23 protein-coding genes are annotated in these 23,242 nt (G+C 48.0%); 8 read left to right on the plus strand and 15 right to left on the minus strand.

Annotated features, from left to right (window positions below; genetic code table 11):
• Window positions 1-88: 88 nt before the first annotated feature.
• Window positions 89-274: a 2-hydroxymuconate tautomerase gene (locus tag B3S86_RS01095; RefSeq protein WP_290748283.1), complete on the plus strand. Its 186-nt coding sequence runs from the start codon at window positions 89-91 to the stop codon at window positions 272-274.
• Between the two features lie 72 nt (window positions 275-346).
• Window positions 347-991 (plus strand): NAD(P)-dependent oxidoreductase, encoded by a 645-nt coding sequence (locus tag B3S86_RS01100; protein ID WP_290748286.1) that lies wholly within the window; start codon window positions 347-349, stop codon window positions 989-991.
• 55 nt (window positions 992-1,046) lie between these two features.
• On the opposite strand, the gene B3S86_RS01105 is transcribed toward B3S86_RS01100, so the two are convergent.
• From B3S86_RS01105 to B3S86_RS01115, 3 genes are all read right to left on the minus strand, one after another.
• On the minus strand, window positions 1,047-2,225 hold the full coding sequence (locus B3S86_RS01105) for a NupC/NupG family nucleoside CNT transporter (protein ID WP_290748289.1): 1,179 nt from the start codon (window positions 2,223-2,225) through the stop codon (window positions 1,047-1,049).
• A 122-nt stretch (window positions 2,226-2,347) separates the two neighbouring features.
• Window positions 2,348-3,205 carry a phosphotransferase family protein gene (locus B3S86_RS01110; RefSeq protein WP_290748292.1) on the minus strand — a complete coding sequence of 286 codons (858 nt, stop codon included), beginning with the start codon at window positions 3,203-3,205 and terminating at the stop codon, window positions 2,348-2,350.
• A complete protein-coding gene (locus B3S86_RS01115) occupies window positions 3,202-4,509 on the minus strand; it encodes an HD domain-containing protein (RefSeq protein ID WP_035411364.1) in 1,308 nt (435 codons plus the stop codon). The genes B3S86_RS01110 and B3S86_RS01115 overlap by 4 nt, the downstream gene beginning before the upstream one ends.
• A 145-nt stretch (window positions 4,510-4,654) precedes the next feature.
• Between B3S86_RS01115 and B3S86_RS01120 the strand changes: the two genes are divergently transcribed.
• Both B3S86_RS01120 and B3S86_RS01125 read left to right on the plus strand, forming a co-directional pair.
• Entirely contained in the window at window positions 4,655-5,476 is an 822-nt protein-coding gene (locus B3S86_RS01120; RefSeq protein ID WP_290748296.1) for a lipoate--protein ligase family protein, read from the plus strand.
• A 16-nt stretch (window positions 5,477-5,492) separates the two neighbouring features.
• Entirely contained in the window at window positions 5,493-6,341 is an 849-nt protein-coding gene (locus tag B3S86_RS01125; protein WP_035411370.1) for a DegV family protein, read from the plus strand.
• Between the two features lie 62 nt (window positions 6,342-6,403).
• On the opposite strand, the gene B3S86_RS01130 is transcribed toward B3S86_RS01125, so the two are convergent.
• The 8 genes from B3S86_RS01130 to B3S86_RS01165 all read right to left on the minus strand — a co-directional run bounded on the left by B3S86_RS01130 (window position 6,404) and on the right by B3S86_RS01165 (window position 13,246).
• Entirely contained in the window at window positions 6,404-6,619 is a 216-nt protein-coding gene (locus tag B3S86_RS01130; protein ID WP_035411372.1) for a hypothetical protein, read from the minus strand.
• 49 nt (window positions 6,620-6,668) lie between these two features.
• A complete protein-coding gene (locus tag B3S86_RS01135) occupies window positions 6,669-8,189 on the minus strand; it encodes a flotillin family protein (RefSeq protein WP_029343201.1) in 1,521 nt (506 codons plus the stop codon).
• Window positions 8,186-8,707 (minus strand): hypothetical protein, encoded by a 522-nt coding sequence (locus B3S86_RS01140; RefSeq protein ID WP_035411376.1) that lies wholly within the window; start codon window positions 8,705-8,707, stop codon window positions 8,186-8,188. The genes B3S86_RS01135 and B3S86_RS01140 overlap by 4 nt, the downstream gene beginning before the upstream one ends.
• A complete protein-coding gene (locus B3S86_RS01145) occupies window positions 8,697-8,924 on the minus strand; it encodes a hypothetical protein (RefSeq protein WP_035411379.1) in 228 nt (75 codons plus the stop codon). Before B3S86_RS01145 ends, B3S86_RS01140 begins: the two co-directional genes overlap by 11 nt.
• A gap of 151 nt (window positions 8,925-9,075) precedes the next feature.
• On the minus strand, window positions 9,076-10,278 hold the full coding sequence (locus B3S86_RS01150) for a multidrug effflux MFS transporter (RefSeq protein WP_035411382.1): 1,203 nt from the start codon (window positions 10,276-10,278) through the stop codon (window positions 9,076-9,078).
• Window positions 10,275-11,408, minus strand: coding sequence for a YfbR-like 5'-deoxynucleotidase (locus B3S86_RS01155; RefSeq protein WP_290748306.1), 1,134 nt, complete (start codon window positions 11,406-11,408; stop codon window positions 10,275-10,277). The genes B3S86_RS01150 and B3S86_RS01155 overlap by 4 nt, the downstream gene beginning before the upstream one ends.
• 51 nt (window positions 11,409-11,459) lie before the next feature.
• A complete protein-coding gene (locus B3S86_RS01160; RefSeq protein ID WP_035411388.1) occupies window positions 11,460-12,224 on the minus strand; it encodes a TerC family protein in 765 nt (254 codons plus the stop codon).
• Between the two features lie 164 nt (window positions 12,225-12,388).
• Window positions 12,389-13,246, minus strand: a complete 858-nt coding sequence (locus tag B3S86_RS01165) for a TerC family protein (RefSeq protein ID WP_035411391.1) — start codon at window positions 13,244-13,246, stop codon at window positions 12,389-12,391.
• A 325-nt stretch (window positions 13,247-13,571) separates the two neighbouring features.
• Here B3S86_RS01165 and folE2 point away from each other — a divergent pair, with 325 nt between their 5' ends.
• The 4 genes from folE2 (at window position 13,572) to B3S86_RS01185 (ending at window position 18,962) form a co-directional block, all read left to right on the plus strand.
• A complete protein-coding gene (gene folE2, locus B3S86_RS01170) occupies window positions 13,572-14,477 on the plus strand; it encodes a GTP cyclohydrolase FolE2 (RefSeq protein WP_035411393.1) in 906 nt (301 codons plus the stop codon).
• A 109-nt stretch (window positions 14,478-14,586) separates the two neighbouring features.
• The gene (locus B3S86_RS01175) at window positions 14,587-16,353 is read left to right on the plus strand and encodes a LytS/YhcK type 5TM receptor domain-containing protein (RefSeq protein ID WP_290748314.1); all 1,767 of its coding nucleotides are present in this window, start codon (window positions 14,587-14,589) and stop codon (window positions 16,351-16,353) included.
• A complete protein-coding gene (locus tag B3S86_RS01180) occupies window positions 16,334-17,029 on the plus strand; it encodes a LytR/AlgR family response regulator transcription factor (RefSeq protein ID WP_035411399.1) in 696 nt (231 codons plus the stop codon). Before B3S86_RS01175 ends, B3S86_RS01180 begins: the two co-directional genes overlap by 20 nt.
• 139 nt (window positions 17,030-17,168) lie before the next feature.
• Entirely contained in the window at window positions 17,169-18,962 is a 1,794-nt protein-coding gene (locus B3S86_RS01185; RefSeq protein WP_035411402.1) for a carbon starvation CstA family protein, read from the plus strand.
• A 61-nt stretch (window positions 18,963-19,023) separates the two neighbouring features.
• Here B3S86_RS01185 and B3S86_RS01190 read toward each other — a convergent pair whose 3' ends face one another.
• The 4 genes from B3S86_RS01190 to B3S86_RS01205 all read right to left on the minus strand — a co-directional run bounded on the left by B3S86_RS01190 (window position 19,024) and on the right by B3S86_RS01205 (window position 23,018).
• The gene (locus B3S86_RS01190) at window positions 19,024-19,848 is read right to left on the minus strand and encodes an energy-coupling factor transporter transmembrane component T family protein (protein WP_056064403.1); all 825 of its coding nucleotides are present in this window, start codon (window positions 19,846-19,848) and stop codon (window positions 19,024-19,026) included.
• On the minus strand, window positions 19,839-21,542 hold the full coding sequence (locus B3S86_RS01195) for a DUF3744 domain-containing protein (RefSeq protein WP_035411408.1): 1,704 nt from the start codon (window positions 21,540-21,542) through the stop codon (window positions 19,839-19,841). Before B3S86_RS01195 ends, B3S86_RS01190 begins: the two co-directional genes overlap by 10 nt.
• A 70-nt stretch (window positions 21,543-21,612) precedes the next feature.
• Entirely contained in the window at window positions 21,613-22,164 is a 552-nt protein-coding gene (locus tag B3S86_RS01200) for an ECF-type riboflavin transporter substrate-binding protein (protein ID WP_056064409.1), read from the minus strand.
• On the minus strand, window positions 22,161-23,018 hold the full coding sequence (locus B3S86_RS01205) for an SAM hydrolase/SAM-dependent halogenase family protein (RefSeq protein ID WP_035411414.1): 858 nt from the start codon (window positions 23,016-23,018) through the stop codon (window positions 22,161-22,163). Before B3S86_RS01205 ends, B3S86_RS01200 begins: the two co-directional genes overlap by 4 nt.
• Window positions 23,019-23,242 lie beyond the last annotated feature (224 nt).

The following is a 23,242-nucleotide window of genomic DNA, read 5'->3' on the forward strand; positions in this document are numbered from 1 at the left end:
CGAAAACGATGTTCGAATTGACGAATCCCCTATCGAATGCGCTATACTGATGGCGTATCGTCATCATGCTAGAGGGGGAAATGAAGTCATGCCATATGTTACGGTTAAAATGTTATCGGGTCGAACAGTTGAACAAAAACGCGCCATGATTGAAAAAGTCACGGAAGCGGTATCAGAAACGATAAATGCTCCAAAAGAAAACATCACGGTCTTCATCGAAGAGATGGAAAAAACAGATTATGGTCAAGCTGGCGTCATGTTTGCAGATAAATAATCAACAAGAGACGTCCGGTCGCTACCGCACGTCTCTTTTTCCCATCTACTTGATCTCCAAGGAGGAATTCTTATGACTACTGTTACTGTACTTGGTGCGACCGGTCGAACGGGTCGCCCTCTAATCGATCGTTTATTAAAAGATGGCTACGATGTCCAAGCACTTGTTCGTTCCGCGTCATCGGACTTACCAGTTCACGATTGCCTTCATATTCTGACGGGAGACGCGACAAATCCGGACGATCTCGAACAAGCACTCGCGGGAAGTGCCGCTGTCTTCAGTTGTCTCGGAACTGATCAACAGCAGGTTCTCTCGACAGCAATTCCACATCTCGTCACCAAGATGAAGGAAGCAGGTATCGAACGGATCGTCTTCATTGGTACAGCAGGCATTCTCGATGCGTCAGAAGAGCCTGGAAAGTATCGTTTCCAATCGAGTGAATCCCGTCGCCGCTCGACAATCGCAGCAGAGGATCACCTGAAAGCTTATTTGACTTTAAAGGATGCAGACGTCGACTTCACCGTCATCTGCCCAACACAATTGACGGAAGATAAAGCACTTGCTGCTGACGACTTGTTGATTGAGACGACACGCTTCACTGCATCGACAGGACCGATTCCCCGGGAAAACGTCGCGCAGTTCGCTTACGAAGTCTACCGTGACGGAACCCACCATCGCGTCCGCGTCGGAATTGCTTCGCACGGTGAAACGAAATAATAGACAAAAAGAGCAATGGATCTGCTGATCCATTGCTCTTTTACATGTGTAACGATTACAGCAAGACGCTGACGACGATTGACGTCAAGACGCTGACGAGAGTTGCACCATACAGTAATTTCAAACCAAAACTAGCTGCAACGCTTCCTTGGCGATCATTCAATCCTTTAACCGCACCAGCGATGATTCCGATCGACGAGAAGTTCGCGAACGAGATCAAGAAGACAGAAACGATTCCGAGTGTGCGTTCCGAGAACTCTTTCGTGTACTCAGGAAGGCTTAACATCGCAACGAATTCGTTCGTGATCAATTTCGTTGCCATGACACTACCGGCACTGACAGCTTCCGCCCATGGAACACCCATGATGAAAGCGAACGGTGCAAAGATGTATCCGAGGATTTCTTGGAACGAGATGTTTAGAACCATCAAGAAGATATCGTTGACCATTCCGATCAAGGCATTATAACCGATCAACATCGCACCAACGATGATTGCGACTTTGAATCCATCCATGATGTATTCGCCGAGCATTTCGAAGAACGTTTGCTTCTCTTCGACGATTTCAAGAATATCTTCTTCCGGATCAACCGTGTATGGGTTGATGATTGAGACGATCATGAAACCACCGAACAAGTTCAAGACGATTGCTGTAACGACATATTTCGGTTCGACCATCGTCATGTACGCACCGACGATTGACATCGAAACCGTCGACATCGCTGACGCACACAATGTGTAGAGGCGGTTTGCTGGTAATTGACCGATTTGTTTTTTAACTGTGATGAATACTTCTGATTGTCCGATCGCAGCTGAAGCAACCGCGTTGTAAGACTCGAGACGCCCCATCCCGTTGATTTTCGACAAGACGAAACCAATCCCGCGCATCAAGATCGGTAAAATCTTTGTGAATTGCAAAATTCCGATCAAGGCAGAGATGAAGACGATCGGGAGCAAGACGTTAATGAAGAACGGTTGTGCGCCTTCGTTCGCTAAACCACCGAAGACGAAATCAATCCCGATTGCCGCATAACTCAGCAGTTTTTCAAAGACTTTCGCGACGCCACGAATGACGATATATCCGAACGATGTATTGAGTAAAATGAACCCAAGTACGAGCTGAAGAACTAGCATGACCGCAAGCGGTTTCAATTTGATGCCTTTACGGTTACTGCTGACAAGGAGTGCCAAGCCGAAAACGATAGCCAGTCCGAGTAGTGCGATAAGATATTTCATGAAGTACCCCTCTATCTATTAGTTGTTTATCAGTTGTACATTCGTACGATGTCTGACGTTTAATCTCTTTCCAAGTAATAGAATAATCAATATTTCGAAGAACTACAAGAGAAAAAGTTCATTTAGTAACCGCTTTCGTTATTTTCATAGACTTTCAAGACAAACTTTTCCAAGCGTTCCCGAACATTGTCCTGACTGAGGTTTTGCCTTCCATATGCTTTCCACCCCGGATAGACGTCGATTGTTTCAGGTCCAAAATCAAAAACAGCCCGAATATCCCACGCGTGATCGTAAGAACGGTTCGTCTGTTTGAGGTAACTTTTTAAAAAATGATCCGCCATCTCGACGGATTCGAGCAAGGCAAGATTCAAACGACAATGCGCAAGGTCGACTTCAATGGGACCTACACATGCATTAATCCAATCAATCGTATGGCACGTTCCATTCATTTCGTATAACACATTGACCGGATGGAAATCCCGATGAATGAATCGGATTGTTTGACTTTCGATCGGTTCGACCGCCAGTAGCTGACGCCATCTCTCCGGATGCTGCGTCCACGTCGGAACGTAACGTTCCGTCGCATACGGCTGATAGACATACCGAGATTCTGGTACCGGTAGCGCATGGATCGCAACAAGCATCTGTGCCAGTCGTTCGACATATTGCTCATCCACCTGATCAAGCCGGATCTCTCCCGGTGAACGCGTCATATATAACCAAGGCGGTATTTCGTCCCTAACATCTGTTTGATAGTCCAACACATCTGGTGCTAAGTCACCTGCTGCTCGTAACGCAAACACCTCGTGCAAGACAAGATCAGGCTCCTCATGTAGCCAGTCCTGATTCGTATGGACGCGAAGAATTCCCTCACCGACCCGAAAAACAAGGGAGGATGTCGCACCTTTTAAGACTTCGACCTCTCCTCCCTCCTGTACAAGCTGTTGCAAGATTTTCGTAAGGACAGCGGACGATATCATGATGTCACATTACCAATCAATAACTGGTCGATTTGCATCTTCTCATTCGCATGTTCGCGCAAGTCGTGCAAAATTTCTTGCGGGAAGAACAGCTTCTCATCCGTTTGGCGTGACGTCGCGATGGCTTGAACGAGCGGTGAAACTTGCGAAATCTCTTTCATCTGCCCACCCTTCATCTGTAGCATGATCGGTTGTTTGCTGATTTCACCATTATCTCCATATAAATCGTAAGGAAGACGACTGAGTTTATCTTCTAGCAGATAATACGTCGGATTCAAGCCGATCGCGTCAAACAGCTCGCATAATTTTTCATGGACGAGTTCACGTTTTTCAGCAGGGTAATCAACATACTTGAACAACTTTCGGTCAACGAATCTTTCTGATAGATCAGAAAGGATCGGATCCTGTTCGTTCGCCCACTGCTGAAAATAGAAGTAGACGATCGTCTCATCGAGTCCAAGGAAATCACGCAACTCCATCTTCTGATCAAACAGCGGCATTAAATGAATCGGTGCAATCGCAAACGGATAACCGGAAAGGTACAGCTCCTGTGCTCGTTCGAGAATGGCTTTTAATAGGTAATCACTCGATCGTGTCACCGGATGCAGGTAGACTTGCCAATACATCTGATACCGACGCATGATGTAGTCTTCAATCGAATGCATCCCGGACTGCTTGACGACCATTTGATTCGGCGCCGGACGCAATACCCGAAGCATCCGCTCAAGATCAAATTTTCCGTAGCTGACGCCAGCAAAGTGCGCATCGCGTAATAAATAATCCATTCGATCAACGTCGAGTTGAGAGCTGATCATCGTGACGAGCAGTTGATTCGGGTGCGTTTTATTGATGATCGACGCCACTTCTTCCGCGAATCCCTCTCCCACTTGGTCGAGAACTTTCTTGATTTCCGTATCCCCGAGGATGATTCGCTCTGTCCACGTTTCATGGTTGACACCGAAGACATTCTCGAAAGCGTGCGAAAACGGACCATGACCGACATCGTGTAAGAGTGCCGCAGCCAGCGTCAACTCTCGGTACTGATCATCCCAATCGGCGCGACCATTGAAGACGTCGATCAGTTGGCGCGTGATCTCATAGACGCCGAGTGAATGATGGAATCGCGTGTGTTCCGCCCCATGAAACGTCAAAAAGGATGTTCCCAGTTGTTTGATTCGACGTAGTCGTTGAAACTCACGTGTACCGATCAATTGCCAAATCAACTGATCACTGACATAGATATACCGATGAACAGGATCTTTGAAGACCTTCGTTTCCTTTAATTGACCTAATGATTGATACATATGTTTCTCTCCTTTAAATCGTGTCTATGTCGTTGTTGTTCGGTTTTGTCTCCAAGGATTCCTGTCTCCTGCGGCGCTTCGCACAGAAACTTTATACACCCTGTGCTATAATGATGTCGCAAATCTACAATAAAGGAACGAGCCTATGGGAATCGAACTCTTAAAACAAGAACATTATCGTATTTTTGATCAAACGTCACTCGGAACTGCTTTTCATGCGACACAATCGTTTGCGATGGACGACACATTATGCGCTTCCGTTGCAACAGAAGGAGCTGCACTCCGCTCTTGGATTCACCACGAAACTGTCGTCCTCGGCATCCAGGATGCCCGCCTTCCTCACCTCGCAGACGGCGTAGCTGTTTTGCACGAACATGGTTTCTCGCCCGTCGTCCGTAACTCAGGCGGTCTTGCCGTCGTCCTTGACGCTGGTGTCTTGAATATTTCGCTAGTCTTACCGGAACGCGGTGGGATCGATATCGACAGTGGTTACGAAGCGATGCTTGCGCTCGTCCGTGGCATGTTCGCTCAAGAAACGGACGCGATCGTCGCCGGTGAAGTCGTTGGATCGTATTGTCCCGGTTCTTACGACCTGTCGATCGCCGGTAAAAAGTTCGCCGGTATCTCGCAGCGCCGTGTCCGCGGTGGCGTTGCCGTCCAAATCTACCTCTGTGTTAACGGAAGCGGGAGTCAGCGCGCCGCTTTAGTCCGCGACTTTTACGCGGCAGCGCTTCAAGGCGAGGCGACGAAATTCGTCTATCCAACCATTGTCCCGGAAACGATGGCTTCGCTTGAAGAATTACTCGGTACCTCATTGACGATTGAGGAATGTTTACGTCGTGCCTATGAGGCATTACTTGCGCTCGGCGCTGATTTAACACCAGCGACTTTGACGGAACTCGAGAACGAGCGGTTCGGTGTCAACTTGAGTCGAATGCTTGATCGAAATGAAAAAGCCCTAGGTTAAGAAAGGAGAGAACGTGATGATCCGATTGATCACAGACAGTGGTGCTGATGCACCAAAAGACATGTTAGATGCTTATGATTTTACGATCATGCCGTTCGGCGTATTGATCGACGAAGACACGTTCTTCGACGGAGAATCGATATCTCCGAAACAACTGTATGATAAGATGCGCGATGGCGCAGCACCAAAGACATTCCAAGTAGAAGTCAGCCGGATGGTCGAGGTGTTCACGCGTCACTTCGAACAAGGTGATCCCTTCCTCTATCTCGCTTTTTCAAGTGAGTTATCTGGAACATACCAAACCGCGAAGATGCTCGCAGATGAACTCGCCGAAAAATATCCGAACGTCCCCTATCTCGTGCTCGATACGAAAACCGCTTCAACGGGACAAGGACTATTCGTTCTCGACGTTGCAGAGTATGCACAAACGCATTCGTTTGAAGAAACAGTGGTTTACGCTGAAGCCAAGGTGAATACGATTCGTCATCTGTTTACAGTCGAATCACTCGAATATTTGATGCGCGGTGGACGCGTTTCGCGAGCTAGCGCCTTCATTGGTGGTCTCCTATCGATCTTGCCACTGTTGACCGTCGAAGATGGGAAGCTGATTCCGAAAGAAAAAATCCGAGGTCAGAAAAAGGTCATGAACCGGATCGTCGAGTGGATGGAAGAAGCACGTCCTGCGATTGACGGACACCGAATCATGATTGGTCACGGGGATTCGATCGAACGGGCAGAACAGTTAAAACAATTGATTGAAGCACAATTCTCACCAAGCGAAGTCATCTTGACGATCGCCGGCGCAGCCATCGGTTCACATACTGGACCGGGACTCGTCGTCATTGGTTACGACCTTCCACGTTAACAGCATTCATTCTTACTTCATTTAAAACGGGACAGACTCTTAATCGAGTCTGTCCCGTTTTTTTAGGAATTATAGCCGAAGAATAGCAGTGCTACGCTTAAGCCGAGCGAGGAGACGATGAACACGATCGCCATCCCACCCATTCCGAAGACCAGCATCTTCGGTAAATCACGTCGCTTCTTTAGAAGGGCTGTCAATAACCCGACGTTGATCAAGAAGACGACAACGAACGGGAGCAACAACATCCAACGCTCTTGCAGTAACGCTAAACCATCCATGATGAGATATCCTTTCAGAAACTACTTCTACTAGTACATAGTAATGATATCAGTCTTCTGTTTTCGACGCTGCCACCGCATCATGAGAATTCAAGTTGACCGTTAACGGCTTTGCTGTTCCTTTACCAGAGAAGTTCTCGATCAACTCTTTGACATCTAATCCTGACGACGCTTTTAACGTCTCTTGCAGTGACGCCATCAAATCCGTTGCGTACCCTGTGACACGGTTCGCACCGCCACCTTCACCACTACCTGTATCGACGACCGTGATCTTATCGATGTTACCGAGTGGTGCTGCAATCTCTTTCGCGTACTCTGGCATCATCCGAATGACCATGTCAAGGATTGCTGCTTGTCCGAATTGTTCGAACGCCTGCGCGATTTTTTCTTTCGCTTCCGCTTCGGCAAGACCTTTCAAACGAATGATGTCTGCTTCTGTTTCCCCTTGTGCTCGCTCAGCGTCCGCTTTTGCAAGACCATCCAGACGAATTCGTTCTGCATCCGCTTTTGCCGATGCTTCAATCCGGTATTTCGTTGCATCTGCTTCCGCATATTGCTTCGCACGGTCCGCTTGGGCAGCTTGCTCAATCGAGTAACGATCGGCATCGGCACGTTTTTTGACTTCCGCATCGTATTGTTTCTCACGACGGAGGATTTCACGTTCTTCGAGCTCGATTTGTTTTTGACGCTCGATGATTTTGATTTGCATCTGTTGCTCGGTGACTTCTTGTTGTGCACGTGCGTTCTCAAGATCATACGCTTGGTCGGCTTTCGCCTTCGCGATATCTTGTTCGCGGCGGTAGTCTGCCATCTTCAACTGATTTTCTTTTTCCGCTTCAGCGATTTCCGTTGCACGTTCGAGTTCTGCTTTTTTCGCATCTTTTGAAGCTTCCGCCCGTTTGATGCGTGTCTCTTTTTCAGCGTCTGCCGTTGCGATGTCCGCATCCCGGCGCACCTGTGCAATCCGTGGTTTCCCGAGTGATTCTAAGTATCCATTTTTATCTCGGACGTCTTTGATCGTAAACGAAACGATGACGAGCCCCATCTTCGCCAGATCTTGTGATGCGACCCGCTGGACTTCTTGCGAGAACTTATCGCGGTTCTTATAAATTTCTTCGACTGTCATCGAACCGAGGATCGAACGCAAATGCCCTTCAAGAACTTCACGCGCTTCCCCTTCACGCTCTTCTTTTGATTTTCCGAGGAATTGCTCTGCTGCTGTTGCAATCTCAGAAATCGAACTGCCAATCTTGATGATCGCTGTTCCATCAGCCATGACCGGTACACCCTGCTCCGTGTACACTTCTGGTGTCGTGACTTCGAGTTTACTCGATAACAAACTCAGTGGTGTTGCTTGTTGGAAGACAGGTAACACGAATGTTCCGCCGCCGCGAATAATCTTCACCCGGTTGCCGGACTCATCGGTATTAACGTTGCGTCCTCCAAGATAACTACCGGATACGATTAATGCTTCTTCCGGACCAACCGTTCGGTACTTCGTGATGAATAGGACAATCAATGCAACGATCAATGCGACTGCAACGATCGATACGATTAATACTGGATTCATGTAAACATCTCCTTTTTCCATTGTTGGGGGTACGTCACGACAGACGCGACGCCTTGTTTAATCTCGATAACAAGTACTTTTGTTCCTTGTGGTAAGGCAGGGCCTTCAAACAGGACGGCTGACTTCGATACACGTCCTGAGACGTCATCAAGTAAAATTTCACCATACCCTTCAGTCGGAATCGGCACGATGACGGTTGCGCTGCGCCCTTCTAGCATCTGTTCCGAAAATCCAAGCGACTGTTCGGCTTGTGCCATCGGAACGAACAAAAAAATATGCATCAGCGTCGTCACCAACAACGCGATGACACTGCTGATGATCAAAATCAAAATTGAACCAAGCGGACTCAGTTGTTCGAGTCCGAAGCCGATCGCTGACGTGATGATGACGAAAGATAAGATCAACGTAGGATGGAAAATTTGATCGACACCCGGAATGACGTCTGAGAATAGGATGGACACAAACACACCACAAGCAGCGGCCGCTAACGCATATAAATAAAGTGTACTAACGTCCATTTTCGTTCACCTCGATGTAAGGATGTGAACCATACAGTTCGTGATAAGCCCGCTGATACGCAGTCCGGTTTTCTTCATACAATAAACGAGCCAACTCTTTGTCTCGCTGATCAATCGCCTCTTCTTGACGACGTAAGTATTTTTTTTGCGCGGCAAAATGACGTGCTAATCTTGCCTCAATCGACGGTTCTCGTTCACGCGGCAACTCCTGTTTCATCGCTCCACTCCTTTCTGAAGTACTGGCTTTCTCCCTCTTCTACGCAAACCATCTAGAAAATGTTTCAAAATGAATTCCATTTCTTTTCCTTTCATTAAATAAAAAAACGTTCGTCCCATAAATAGGACAAACGTTTTTGACTAACAAGTATTTATGAGCGGTCGGGACGTCGGACGATTAGTCCGTAATAAAGGACGAGTGCCAAACAATCAAGCGTCATGATAATCAGCCCCATCGGAACGGCCGATTGCTCCCCCATGATGCCGACGAGTGGTGACACGAGCGAACCGACGAGCATCGGGAGTAAACCAAGAAGTGCCGAGGCACTTCCAGCCGTTGCTCCGTAGTTTTGCATCGCTAAGGTAAAACCGAGCGTTGAGATCAAACCAACGCTTGAGACGACGAAGAAAAGTGGAATCATGACGAAAATCAATTGGTCCGTTAACGTTAAAGCGAGGAACAAAAAGATACTTGCACTCGCAACAACCGTCAAGCTGATTCGCATCAGACGTTCTGAATCAACTCGACCAGCAAGACGTCCAGCGATTTGAGCCGCTAAAATGATTCCGATTCCGTTTAAGCCGAACAAAAAACTGAACTGTTGCGGCGAAGCGCCATAAATATTTTGTAAGACGAACGGTGAACCGGAGATGTAGGCAAACATCGCGCCCATGACGAATGCTTGCGCGAACGCATAGCCGATGAAGACACGGTCCGTCAACAAACGTCCGAATGTCTTCAACGTCGTCGTCAAATTCCCTTCAACGCGTCTTTCGAGTGGAAGTGTTTCCGGCAAACGCAGTGCAACAGCGAGCAACATCAACGTACTTAAAATCGCCAGCAAGTAAAAGACAAAATGCCAGTCACCGAACCGAAGCAACTGTCCCCCGATGACGGGTGCGAGAATCGGCGCCGTTCCGTTGACGAGGGACAAGGCAGCAAAGAACCGCGTTAATTCCGGTCCTTCGAATAGATCGCGAACGATTGCCCGGGAAATGACAATTCCTGACGCTCCGGCTGCCCCTTGGATGAAGCGCAGCGCAATCAACACTTCAATCGTTGGTGCCATCGCACACGCAAGAGAAGCGAGCAGATACGCAAGTAAAGCAATCATTAACGGACGCTTACGTCCACGAACATCACTGAGCGGACCAACGATCAATTGTCCGAGCGCCATTCCGAGCATACAAGCCGTCAAACTCAATTGGATCAGTGACGCACTCGCATCAAACGAGCGTGACATATCCGGAAAAGCAGGTAGATACATGTCGATCGAGAGCGGTCCGAGTGCAGCGAGTGAACCGAGGATCAAGATCAACGTCAAGCGGCCTGGTGTCATCGTCGTCTTTGTCATGACGTCACGTAATCCAAATCATGCAAGACATAAGCGAGGAAAAAGACGACCGATGGGTTTTCATATGTCATCTGTACCTTTTTGAGTTGGGCCCGATAACCGGTCTCATACTCGACACCATTTAACTTTCGTTCCATGTTCATTTTGATCAACGCATCGAGTTTATCGATCACATCGACCATTTGCCCTTCGTATGTCTCGTCTTTTGCTTCAACGACGAACCGACGGAACGGTGCTCGGATGTCTTCTGGTAAATTGTTGATCAACGTCTCTCCTTCTGCCCGTTCATAAGCTTCGAAGGCTGCTGCCGTGACCGGCGTCGCATGTTTGACAGGTCCAAGAACATCTCCTGTCGTTCCTTCAACGAGATCATGGCACAAGAGACGGGAGACGACTTCTTCAATGTCGATCGTGACGCCGTATTTTTCTGATTCAATCAATCCATTGAAGATACCAAGCGAAGCTGCACGAAACGCATGTGTCGCGTCGTTATCATCAATCGTATTAAAACGTCCTTTCCAGCGCCGAATCGTATCCATCATCAAGACGTTTTCGATAAAATGAGACATCTCGTCCTCTTCCATGACCGACTGTGTCAAGCGACGGATTGAAGCGAGTGGGTGTCGTTCCAGAACAGCCTGTAATTCCGCTGCTTTTTGTTCGAAAAAGACGGACTCTGTCATCCGTGCTTCCCGGCGTGCATATAACATCGCATCAAACGTATCGATGGCTTCAACGATTCGTCCTTCCGGTGAATCATCCTCTGCATGAACAAGATACGTCGTAAAGGCTGGTTGAAGCGACTTCGAGAGTAAGGCGACGAGCTGTTCACTCGCCTGTTGTTCCATTGCCTGAATGTGTGCATGTAACGTCGGCTCTTTTTTCGTCCGGTGTTTGATTGGTCCGGTGATGACCTCGTTCATGTCATGGAATAGGGCTTTTCCGAGCAATGTCAGGCGGTCGACTGGTGTTTGTCCGTCTGCTTCTTCTAAATAGCTTGCCATCAAACTGAATAAGGCAACACGAAAGCTATGACTGGCTGCGTTATCCGGAAAACGTGGTGCATATTCATCCCACCGTGGAACGTTTTGCATCCGCGTCAGCATCCGAATGAAATTACCGTTTTGCATAAAATCTCTCCTAACGAAAGACGGACAGAGAGTACCCTGCCCGCCATTGTATTATTTTGCTGATTTGGTTGAACTACTTCCGCTACGGAACCAACCAATGATTAAAATCAGGGCAAGTACGACCCAGAAGATCGTTTGCCATAGTGTACTCTCTGGAAACTCATGCGGCAAGACGTCGATTGACGGATGCGCAAGTGTCATGACGACGAGCTTTACGCCAACCCAAGCGACAAGCCAAAACGCTGCTTCTTCGATACCTGGTCGCTTTTGGAGCAAGACAACGAACCAACTCGCAAAGTAACGCATAATGACGAGACCAATGATCCCACTGAAGAAGACGACCCAGAATTGACCTGTATTCAGACCACCAATCGTTCCTCCGATCATCGGTAGTGTCGTTGCCATGGCGACAGCGGCAAGTGTCGAGTCGACAGCGAACGCTAAATCAGAGAATTCGACTTTAACAACCGTCCACCAAAAATTCGGTGAGGCTTTTTGTGAAGCAATCGAGTCCGGTACTTGGTGTTTATTCGATCGTGCCTCAACGATTCCTTTAAACGCCACGTAAAAGAGGTATATCGCTCCGAGTGCCTGAAGCTCCCAAATCGTCGCTAGGTACGAGGCAAAGAAGATTGCGACGAAACGTAAGACGAGTGCCCCGACGAGACCATAGAAAAGTGCTTTTTTGCGCTGATCGTCTGGTAACGGTCGGACTAGGACAGCCATGACCATCGCATTGTCGGCAGATAATAACCCTTGCAAAATAATCAGTACGAGCCCGACGGTCGCATACTGTGTAATTAATCCAATATCCATACTAACGAATCCCCTTTTTTGTTCAGTCTATTCATTATATGCCGGTCGATCGGAAAGAAAAAGATGAAAGCTCGACTGAAGTACTTAACCTTGTGTTTTATTCCCATTGTTTAAGAAAACCTAACACCAAAAAACGACCCGTCATCGACGGATCGTTCCATTTCTTATAAGTTTTGATCAACTTTCTTTTCAGCATCTGGATTTGCTTTCGTTTTTGGTGAAGAGAACCAACCCCAAAGGGCAAGACCGACCATGACCGTCCAGAAGAATGCCTGCCACGGTGTACTGTGAGCAAATCCTTCCGGAAGTTTTAAGGCTTCGAAGACTGTTCCTTCGATTGATGCATGGTATTTCGGATGTTCGAGCGCAAGAACAGCTAGCTTCACACCGACCCAGGCAACGATTGCAAAGGCTGCTGTTTCAAGACCTGGACGTTCTGCAAGTAATTTCACGAAGACACGGGCCGCGAAACGCATGAGGACAACACCCATTAAACCACCCGTTAAGATGACGATGAAGTGACCGGTGTTCAAACCACCGATTTCGCCCGATCCCCAGTTCGGAAGTGCGACTGCTAAAGCAACTGCAGCAAGAATCGAATCGACAGCAAATGCTAAGTCAGCGAATTCAATCTTCGCGACTGTCCGCCAGAATTCACCTTTTGAAACTGGCTCTTCCGACTTCGGCTCTGCATCGAGTTCATTTTCGGCGCCATGATTCTCACCGAGTTTCCTTGCCTTAGCGGTCTTATAAATATGCCGTAATCCCATGATGAGCAAGTACGCTGCTCCAAGTGCTTGGATTTGCCAAATATCGACGAGGAATGAAATCGCGAACAGTGCCGCGAACCGTAAAACGAATGCTCCAGCTAATCCATAAAAAAGTGCTTTCTTTTGTTGTTCTCCTGGTAAGTGCTTAACCATGACCGCGAGTACGAGTGCATTATCTGCCGAAAGTAATCCTTCAAGCGCGATCAAGACGAGTACGACCCAGGCATATTGAAGTAATAACTGCCAATCCATCTCTGTCATCCCTTTCTCTGACTATCTGTAAAATCAAAAATACATTGTATGACTATGACAAAAACAATAATTACACGTTCACCTGAACATATACTATAGGATAATATACCCGATTGCAAGCATGTTATTCCTCCGGCTATGGAATGTGTCGATTTTAAGTCGTGCGAGTTTCGTTTATCGAACGTTCGTGATAAAATTCAAGACAACACTTCTAGTAATGAAACGATGAAACACATTTGCGGAATCATCAGACTTGCTCGTCTCTAGCATTCCTGTCATGTTATTACTATTGAAACACTACAAAAGGACAAAGGGGCCCATAAATATGTCTACCTACCCGATTACGTTACCAACGAAAGAAGAGCGCCATAAGCTATTCGGTTCGGTACCACCAATCAAAGGAACAAAACCGACTGAAAAAGATAAAATGGTCGACTTGCAAAATACACCGAAGAACTTCCTGTTCGCACTTGACGCTGTTGGAATCTCAAACGTTAAACATCCTGTCGTCATCCAAGACGGGGACAAAACACAAGCGACAGTCGCAACGTTCGAGTTGTCGACGTCACTCGTACAAGACCGTAAAGGGATCAACATGAGTCGCTTAACGGAACAACTTGATCAATACCACAACGAAGGTTGGACAGTCACGAATGAATCACTTATTCAATTCGCGCGTGATTTAGCGGACCGTATGGAACAAACAGAAGGTCAATTGACGATCCGTTACCCATGGTTCTTTACACGTAAAGCACCTGCAACGGGACTTAGTGGGTTGATGAATGCCGAAGTATGGCAAACGGTCAGCGTCAACACGGAAACGAATGAAGCGACATTATCTGTCGGCTTGACGATCAACGTCACGACACTTTGCCCATGTTCGAAAGAAATCAGCGAGTACAGTGCCCACAACCAACGTGGCTACGTCACGATGGAAGCTTCGTTACGTGATGAAGCAGAAGACTTTGACTGGAAACAATCATTGCTTGATGCGGCTGAATCAAATGCTTCTGCCCCACTTCACCCGGTACTCAAACGTCCGGATGAAAAACGCGTGACAGAGATGGCATACGAAAATCCACGTTTCGTAGAAGACATGGTGCGCTTGATTGCTGCTGACCTATACGAAATGGATCCAATTGCTTCGTTCTACGTCGAATGTCGCAACGAAGAAACGATTCACCAACATGATGCAATCGCACGCATCACGTTCGATAAAGACGCACAATAAGCAAGCTCACCGTACTTCCTCTCCACTAGAGGGAGTACGGCTTTTTTGTTTATCGGCATTGCCCTTCGTTTTGCGAGCGTTTACACTTAACTCGAATGGAGGAATACATATGTTGGAACTGATTCCTTTTTTACTCGAGCGACTTGGTATCATGATCATCTTAGCGTTCATCCTCGCCCAGTGGGGACCAACGCGACGCTTGTTGCGTCAACCGGAAGCAGGTTGGCAATTCCGTGTCCTCGTCCTGTTTTTTGCGACGTATGGGATCTTAAGTAACTATACAGGGGTCAAAGTCGACTTAGCAGAATTCTTGCCCCATGCTTGGCTCGAAGAGGTCGACGGAACATCGGCAATCGCGAATACACGAACGATGATCGTTGTCATCAGTGGGTTACTCGCTGGTCCGCTTGGTGGATTGATGACTGGACTGATCGTCGGGATTCATCGGTATTCCCTCGGCGGGTTCACAGCATTTGCTTGTACGCTTTCGACCGTCATTGCCGGTGGTGTCAGTGGATTACTTCGCCCTTACTGGCGTGACCGACTCGGCAGCCAAGCATTGTTACCTGTTTGTCTGACCGCTTTTTTGATGCTATTTGAAATGTCATTGATTTTACTGTTCGCCCGCCCCTTTGACGCGGCTGTTGAACTCGTCCAGTTTATCTTCTTGCCGATGACACTCATCAACGTCCTTGGCGTCTGGTTATTTTTATCGATCATCCGTCTTGCTGCGCGAGAAGAAGAAACCGTCCGTGCACGAGAAGCAGAACGGTCGTTGCATATCGCCGATTTGACGCTTCCGCACCTGACGCGTGGTCTACATATCCATACGGCAGAAGCTGTCGCGGAAATTCTGTTGCAGCAAACACGAGCCGAAGCCGTCTCCTTGACGGATCAATCCGTTATCCTTGCTCACCTCGGTATCGGAAGTGATCACCATCAAGCAGGTAGTCACTGGACGACAAAACCAACCGAACATGTTTTACAGGATGGACAAGTTCGTCTTGTGACGGAACGACTCGATATCGGCTGTCCCGTAACGGATTGCCCACTTCAAGCGGGCATCATCGCTCCGCTCATCGTCGGGGAAACGACGATTGGAACGTTAAAAGTCTACTATCCGCATGCCGAACTGCTCGACGCCGTGGAAGTCGAACTCATTGAAGGATTAGCAAAACTGTTTTCTACACAACTGGCACTCGGGAACGCACAGCGCCAAGCTGATTTACTGAAGGATGCCGAGATCCGGGCACTCGAAGCACAAATTCATCCACACTTCCTGTTCAATGCCATCAATACGATTTATGCACTGTGCCGAACGGATGTCGAACAGGCACGGACATTGTTGCTCGAATTATCAACGTTTTTCCGTAGTAACCTCCAAGGAGCACGCTCGACGAAAATTCCGCTCCAAAAGGAACTCGAGCATATCGAGGCGTATACGTCTCTTGAAGCTGCTCGTTTTCCAAATCGACCGTTCCTCGATATCGATTTAGCGGAAGAGACGACGTCTTTACTCGTTCCACCGTTTATCTTACAACCGTTGATCGAGAATGCGTTCCTTCATGCTTTTTTGAATGAGCAGACGGGATATGTCGGGGTGACGGCATGGTGTGAGGCAGATCAACTTTACCTCGAAGTCGTCGATAACGGACGCGGGATTGAAGCCTCTCGCCTTGCTCGTCTCGGTCGAGAAGTCGTTCCATCTTCTGGTACCGGTACCGCGTTATTCAATACGGCAGAACGGATTCGAAGCCTGTACGGTGAAAAAGGACAGTTTACGATCACGAGTGACGGTCAAAACGGAACGACGATTACAATTCGCCTTCCCATTGAAGTCAGAAAGGAGAACCAGCATGCGCACCTTGTTGATTGAAGATGAACCGCTCGCACGTGACGAGCTCCGTTATCACGTGACCGCAGCCGGTCTTGAAGTCGTCGGAGAAACCGGTAGTGTCGAAGAAGCGGAACGACTCGTCCGCTCCCTTCAACCCGACTTAGTCTTTCTTGATATCGAGCTGACGGACGGAAGCGGTCTTGAAGTCGCCAAACGATTGAAGTCGATGCCACGTCCTCCGGCTCTTTTGTTTGTAACGGCATATGATGCTCATGCACTTGAAGCCTTTGAACTAAATGCCTATGACTACATCTTGAAACCGTATGATCCGGCACGGATCGTGCGCGCCATCGAAAAAGTCGCACGACCGCTTCCCAAAAAAGCACCTCGACTTGAACGTTTAGCTGTCGAAACGGGAGATCGACTCAAACTCTTATCTCCGCAAGATATTGATTACATCGTCGCTGAAAACGGGAAAACGAAAATCGTAACGGAACATGAAGCGTATCCTTCAAACGAGACCTTACTCGAACTTGAACGAAAGCTTCAAGATCATCGGTTTTTACGGGTTCATCGCTCGTATCTCGTGAACTTATCAGCGATTGACGCGATCGAACCTTGGTTTAACGGGGCTTACAACTTAAAGATTCACCAAATCGATGTGCCGGTCAGTCGGACGTATGTCAAACTATTGAAAGAAGCGCTCGGTATTTGAGCGCTTCTTTTTTGTGATTCAAGGTCCTTTTTCAACCTTTCGTCGTACAAAATCGACAACTCATCTAAAAATTAAAGAAAGCGCTTCCACAACTTGTATACTAAATCCATCATAGTTCATTCAAGAGGAGGAATTTTAGATGAGCGCTACTCCCATCGTCATTGCTGTCATCTGTATCTTATTAATCGCGTATCGTCTCTACGGTACATTCATGGCTGCGAAAGTCTTAAAAATCAAAGATGATCGCGAAACGCCTGCTCATAAACTAGCGGACGGAAAAGATTACGTTCCAACGAACAAATGGGTCTCATTCGGACACCATTTTGCGGCAATCGCTGCTGCTGGTCCACTCGTAGGACCTGTCCTTGCTGCTCAGTTCGGCTACCTACCCGGCTTACTGTGGCTCTTGATCGGTGCCGTCATCGGGGGAGCGGTCCATGATATGGTCGTCCTGTTTGCCTCGATGCGTCAAGATGGTCAATCGTTGTCCGAAGTCGCTAAAAAAGAATTAGGTCCCGTCGCTGGTTTTTGTGCCGGTCTTGCGATGCTCTTCATCATCACGATTACGATGGCGGGACTATCGATGGTCGTCCTGCACGCACTTGAACATAACCCATGGGGCACATTTGCTGTCTTCTCGACGATTCCGATTGCGATGCTCGTTGGGATTTACTTACGTAAAGGTGGTAATCTAGCCCTTGCTTCAACAGTCGGTTTTCTACTCATCTTAGCTGCGATTGGTTTTGGTCCTCAGTTGACGGAAACATTCATCGGTGACTGGTTCGACCTGTCCTCTCGTCAGCTCGCAATCGCTCTACCGATTTATGCATTCTTCGCTGCGGCACTGCCTGTATGGCTCTTGCTCGCACCACGCGACTATCTATCAAGCTTCATGAAAATCGGTGTTTTTCTCGCCTTGATCGTCGGTGTCTTCATCATCAACCCGGACATTCGATTCCCAGCATTCACGAAGTTCGTTGATGGCGGTGGTCCAATCATCGCTGGTCCAGTCTGGCCATTCATCTCGATCACGATTGCCTGTGGTGCAATCTCTGGTTTCCACGCTTTCGTTGGTTCTGGTACGACACCGAAGATGATCAATCGGTGGAGTGACATCAAACCGGTTGCTTTTGGTGCCATGCTTGTTGAATGTCTTGTTGCCGTCATGGCATTGATTGCTGCGACATCTCTTGAAGTCGGTGATTACTTTGCCATCAACTCAACACCAGAAGTATTCGCAACTCTAGGTATGAGCACGGTCTACTTGGATGATTTATCTCGTGAAATCGGACTCGACCTTGCAGGTCGAACGGGTGGTGCCGTTTCACTCGCCGTCGGTATGACGTTCATCTTCCGCGCCATCCCATGGTTCAAAGAAATTGCCGGTTTCTTCTTCCAATTCGTCATTCTGTTCGAAGCGGTCTTCATTTTAACTGCAATCGACGCAGGAACACGTGTCGCCCGTTACTTGATTCAAGATTTCTTCGGTGAATTTTATAAACCACTCAAACGCGTCGACTGGATTCCAGGTGCAATCTTTGCTTCAGCACTCGGTACGTTCTTCTGGGGCTATCTCCTGTTCTCAGGTGACATCGGTTCGATTTGGGCATTATTCGGGGTATCAAATCAGCTGATGGCTTCAATCGGCTTGATCATCGGAACGACGATCATCTTGAAAATCGCCGATAAAAAAGTCTATGCCCTGACGACGTTCATCCCGCTCGTCTACCTCCTGATCACAGTAACATTTGCTGATATCTGGATGGTCGCAAACGTTTATGCAAATCCAGATTCTCCAGGATTTAGCGTCTTGAATACCGTCTTATCCGTAACGATGGGACTGCTCGCGATCGTCATTACGATCTCAGCCGTCAAGAAATGGATTGAACTATTGAATTCACCACGTTGGGAAAATCAAAAACGTTCTGCGTAAGCGGATTAGTTATATGATAAAAGGCAGTGGACGCATCCACTGCCTTTTTCGTATCTCATGCTTAGAACGGATTATAAAATCGATTGCCGTCATGGAAAGTGACGACAAACGAGAAAATTGTCAAAAGTACTACACAACTGATGGCGACATAATCGATGCGTGTCATCGTCTGTTGGTTGTACCACGTCCGCTTTCGTCCCGCACCAAATCCACGGAGATCCATCGCATTGCTGACGGTTTCAATTCGTTCGAGACTCGTAAACAGCAACGGAAGTAAAATCTGGATGCTATTACGCGCCCGTTGCCAAAGCGAACCATGCGAGACGGCAATTCCCCGCGCTTCCTGAGCGTTCGCAATCGTCCGAAAGTCCGCTTGTACGTCTGGAATGTAACGGAGCGCTAATGAGACAGCGAAGGCGATTTTATACGGTACACCAATCCGGTTCAACGAGGACGCGAATTCCGTCGGATGGGTCGTGACGAGAAACAACACAGCAATCGGAACGATCACACTGTATTTTAAGATGAGATTAAACAGATAAAACAATTGTTCTGATGTTATCGTAAAGCGACCAACGCCTTCAAATAAAACGTGACGCGAACCGTAGATTTCAACGCCCTGCTCTGGTTCGAATAGATAAACGGCGAGTGCATTAATCAGGACAAATATTGCTGTAAAGATCAAAACGAATCGGACTTCCCGAAACTGAATACGTGACAATCGGAATAACACGATGCTGACTAAACCAAGAACAAGTAAGACACGCGTATCATAGGTAAACATCGTTGCTGTCGTAAATAACAAGAATCCGATCAGTTTCGTCGTTCCCGTCAATCGATGAATCGGTGACGCTTTTTCAATATAGCCAAGCATTTCTACAGCCATTGTTCCCGCTCCTTTCGCTCCGCCGTAATCACGGACTCGACGAATCGTTCCGCATCGATGTCGAGATGTTTCGCTATCGTAAAGAGCGATGTTTGCTTTAAATGGGCATGATGCAGCAACTGTTCTTGATTTAGCAGTCCAAATGACGTTCCGGCGTAACGGATGCGTCCAGCTTGCACCAGGCAGACTTGATCGCTGTACTCTAAGACGAGATGCATATCATGCGTGATGATGAGTAACGTCATCCCCTCTTGTTTCAATCCTTCTAAAAAGCCCATCATATCCGAATAATGCCGGTAATCTTGACCAGCTGTCGGTTCATCGAGAATCAAGATATCCGGTCGTCGAACGAGAATCGAAGCAATCGTCACCCGTTTCTTCTGACCAAAACTTAGTGCTTGGATCGGCCAATTGCGAAACGGATATAATCCGCAGCGACGTAACGTCTGCTCGAGACGCTCGTTTTCTTCCGCTTCACTCAATCCGAGTGTCTGCATCCCGTAGCGGATTTCCTCCTGCACGAGGTGCTTCGAAATCATATGATTCGGATTTTGCAGGACGAATCCGATTGACCCTGCCCGCTCGGCGATCGGTTGGTGCGTAATGTCGGTCCCGTTAAGTAGGATCCGACCACGTGTTGTCCGTTGATAACCACTCAACACTTTCGCAAGCGTTGATTTTCCTGCACCATTCTGACCGACGATCGTTGTCAGTGTTCCTTTTTGAAAAGTCGCCGTCACATCTTCAAGCACTGGCGTTCCTTGATGATAATGAAACGCCAACTGCTCAAGTTCAAGCAATGAATCAGAGATTGCAGCCTCTTTTTGAGGAGCTTCTTCTAAACGTTCTAACACGTCTTTCTGGTTGAACTGCTCTAAAAAAGGATCGATGCGGCTCGGCTGATCTACAGACTCCACGGTCATGCCAGCCCAGCGTGCGGCACTGACATAGAGGGGTTCACGCAATATTGCTTGTTGCAGTTTTCCGTTACTTAAGATGACGTCAGGATGATGATCGGCGATAATTTCTCCGTCGACCATGACGATGATGCGATCAAATGGAATGACCAGTACATCCTCGATTCGGTGTTCAACGACGATCAGTGTTCGGTTCGTATCGCGTTGCAGTCGATCCATTAACATCATCGCTTCTTGACCCGCTACCGGATCGAGATTTGCGAGTGGTTCATCAAACAATAAGATATCCGCATCTTCGACGAGAACTCCAGCCAATGCCGCCCGTTGTCGCTGACCTCCTGATAAATCATTTAATCGCGCTTGCAAAAGCGTCTCGACGTCCGTCATCCGTGCGACGCGTTCGACGATCTCGTGCATTTCCGGTCGCCCTGTCTGTTTGTTCTCGAGCGCAAAGGCAATGTCTTCGCCAACCGATAAACCAACGAACTGCGCATCTGGATCCTGTAACACCGTGCCAATATGCAGCGAACGATCAAATAACGATAACGTCCGGGCATCCTGCCCTTTGATCAGAACCTGTCCTTTCCACGTTCCCGGGTACGAGAATGGAATCAACCCATTGATGCACTGAGCAAGCGTACTTTTTCCTGAACCCGAAGGTCCAACAATTAAGATGCGTTCGCCTGCTTGAATCGTTAACTGAATCTGCCGGAGTGTCGGTTCCGACTGACTCCGATATGTAAATGAAAAATCCTGAAATTCAATCACGTTTGTCATGTCTTTCTCCCCCCAAGCTAAATGAGCTATGTCCCTGCCGTTTCTTCGCACAGGATCATAGCTCATTCGGTCAAACTTCGCGTTTCAAGCTGCCTGCTTTACTTCTTGTTTTGGCATACGTGACGAGTAATAACGTTCCGATGACACCGACTGTCAAGATGTTTGATGTCGCAGCGACCGCACCTTGAACGAAGACTTTATTCGCCGGCTCCGTGTAAATTAAAATATCGAGTACAGGTGCGATGATGATCCAACCAATCGCTTGCACGATGGCTTGTGTGGCGTTGAATAAAACGATTTTACGAGTCGTCAATCCGCCTTCTTCTAAACGAATTCGGTTAGCAATCAATCCGATACCAAACCCGACGAACCCGGAGACGATGACCCAACTCCACCACGGGGAACCGTATAAAATCGCATCTTTTAAGCCATGACCGATCAGACCGATCAAGCCGGCTGTAACCGGTCCGAACAAGACTGCCATGAATGCGAGAAATGCATAGGCTGTCTCGATTGACGTGTTCGGTACGCCTGTCGGAATCGCAGCGAATCGACTTAAAATGATGAATACAGCTGCTCCGATCCCAGTTGCGACGATTTGTTTTGTCGTAAATCCTTTCATGTTCGATCTCCTCCTTTAATGTGTTGTACGCTAACACTCCAATCATTTCCGATTCCAACTTCAAATGCATGTGCAAACGAACCTTGATTCAAGGCAAGAGCAATCTGATCCAGCGAATTGATGTAGACGACTCCTGAACCGACCGGCACATCGGCGAACGAATGACCGAAGAGCAGTGTTTGTTCGTAGACGATCCGGTCTCGGTACGAAACCCTTACCTTGACGTGGTTGCCGATATCAAGACCCACCTGGCGGACGAGCGTGACCGGGATGTTCGTCCAGACGTTTCCGAAGCGAACATCGAGAATCTCGACGATACCGGTAACACCGTTGTCCGACGATGAAGCAAATGTCCGGTCGAGTAAGACGAGTTCTTCAGTAGGTAAAAGCGGTCCCACCTCTTCGAACGTGATGACGTGACTCGATAATCGCGCACCCGTGAAGGCAAAGATATCTCGTCCGTGAAACGTATACGATTCACCCATCCGAGGCAGACGATGCCGTCGATCATCGAGTTGTCTCACTTCCGCAATGTATCCGGCTTGCCAAAGATGCGTCAACGTCCCATTATCCGGTGTAATGATGTATTGATTGGTCCGTGTTCGCGCGACGACACTCTTTCGCCTCGACCCGACACCCGGATCGACGACAGAAACGAACACCGTTTGCTCCGTCCAGTACGGCACCGTCTGTAGTAACCGATAGGACGCTTCCCAAATGTGGAATGGCGGAATGTCATGCGTTAAATCAAAAATCCGAATCTCCGGATTGATGCTATGGGCCACCCCATACATCGCACTGACCGCCCCGTCACTCACACCAAAGTCTGATTGCAATACCAATGCCTCTGTCATCTCGTCATCCTCCTCCTGCGGGAACGTCTCCACAAAAAAAGACACCACGCCCTTATTTCTCAGGACGTGATGTCTGATCACGTGGTACCACCTTCGTTCATGACTCAACTCACGCTCAGCCACCTCTAGGAGTACGAGACTCCATGGAATGCTAACGGTATCCTTCCTACCGGTCGGTTCTACTGATGAACACGGTTCACGTTCTTCCGACTGCTCCGGGACCA

The organism is Exiguobacterium sp. UBA3968, from assembly GCF_002385115.1.
Classification (GTDB): domain Bacteria; phylum Bacillota; class Bacilli; order Exiguobacteriales; family Exiguobacteriaceae; genus Exiguobacterium_A.

Bases quoted from the DNA above. Each gene is read 5' to 3' on its own strand.
- B3S86_RS01195 (WP_035411408.1), bottom strand. From the start codon at position 21,542: ATGACAAACGTGATTGAATTTCAGGATTTTTCATTTACATATCGGAGT.
- B3S86_RS01190 (WP_056064403.1), bottom strand. From the start codon at position 19,848: ATGGCTGTAGAAATGCTTGGCTATATTGAAAAAGCGTCACCGATTCAT.
- B3S86_RS01150 (WP_035411382.1), bottom strand. From the start codon at position 10,278: ATGACAAAGACGACGATGACACCAGGCCGCTTGACGTTGATCTTGATC.
- B3S86_RS01205 (WP_035411414.1), bottom strand. From the start codon at position 23,018: ATGACAGAGGCATTGGTATTGCAATCAGACTTTGGTGTGAGTGACGGG.
- B3S86_RS01100 (WP_290748286.1), top strand. From the start codon at position 347: ATGACTACTGTTACTGTACTTGGTGCGACCGGTCGAACGGGTCGCCCT.
- B3S86_RS01145 (WP_035411379.1), bottom strand. From the start codon at position 8,924: ATGAAACAGGAGTTGCCGCGTGAACGAGAACCGTCGATTGAGGCAAGA.
- B3S86_RS01185 (WP_035411402.1), top strand. From the start codon at position 17,169: ATGAGCGCTACTCCCATCGTCATTGCTGTCATCTGTATCTTATTAATC.
- B3S86_RS01180 (WP_035411399.1), top strand. From the start codon at position 16,334: ATGCGCACCTTGTTGATTGAAGATGAACCGCTCGCACGTGACGAGCTC.
- B3S86_RS01140 (WP_035411376.1), bottom strand. From the start codon at position 8,707: ATGGACGTTAGTACACTTTATTTATATGCGTTAGCGGCCGCTGCTTGT.
- B3S86_RS01165 (WP_035411391.1), bottom strand. From the start codon at position 13,246: ATGGATTGGCAGTTATTACTTCAATATGCCTGGGTCGTACTCGTCTTG.
- B3S86_RS01160 (WP_035411388.1), bottom strand. From the start codon at position 12,224: ATGGATATTGGATTAATTACACAGTATGCGACCGTCGGGCTCGTACTG.
- B3S86_RS01105 (WP_290748289.1), bottom strand. From the start codon at position 2,225: ATGAAATATCTTATCGCACTACTCGGACTGGCTATCGTTTTCGGCTTG.
- B3S86_RS01130 (WP_035411372.1), bottom strand. From the start codon at position 6,619: ATGGATGGTTTAGCGTTACTGCAAGAGCGTTGGATGTTGTTGCTCCCG.
- B3S86_RS01115 (WP_035411364.1), bottom strand. From the start codon at position 4,509: ATGTATCAATCATTAGGTCAATTAAAGGAAACGAAGGTCTTCAAAGAT.
- B3S86_RS01110 (WP_290748292.1), bottom strand. From the start codon at position 3,205: ATGATATCGTCCGCTGTCCTTACGAAAATCTTGCAACAGCTTGTACAG.
- B3S86_RS01175 (WP_290748314.1), top strand. From the start codon at position 14,587: ATGTTGGAACTGATTCCTTTTTTACTCGAGCGACTTGGTATCATGATC.
- folE2 (WP_035411393.1), top strand. From the start codon at position 13,572: ATGTCTACCTACCCGATTACGTTACCAACGAAAGAAGAGCGCCATAAG.
- B3S86_RS01120 (WP_290748296.1), top strand. From the start codon at position 4,655: ATGGGAATCGAACTCTTAAAACAAGAACATTATCGTATTTTTGATCAA.
- B3S86_RS01095 (WP_290748283.1), top strand. From the start codon at position 89: ATGCCATATGTTACGGTTAAAATGTTATCGGGTCGAACAGTTGAACAA.
- B3S86_RS01155 (WP_290748306.1), bottom strand. From the start codon at position 11,408: ATGCAAAACGGTAATTTCATTCGGATGCTGACGCGGATGCAAAACGTT.
- B3S86_RS01200 (WP_056064409.1), bottom strand. From the start codon at position 22,164: ATGAAAGGATTTACGACAAAACAAATCGTCGCAACTGGGATCGGAGCA.
- B3S86_RS01125 (WP_035411370.1), top strand. From the start codon at position 5,493: ATGATCCGATTGATCACAGACAGTGGTGCTGATGCACCAAAAGACATG.
- B3S86_RS01135 (WP_029343201.1), bottom strand. From the start codon at position 8,189: ATGAATCCAGTATTAATCGTATCGATCGTTGCAGTCGCATTGATCGTT.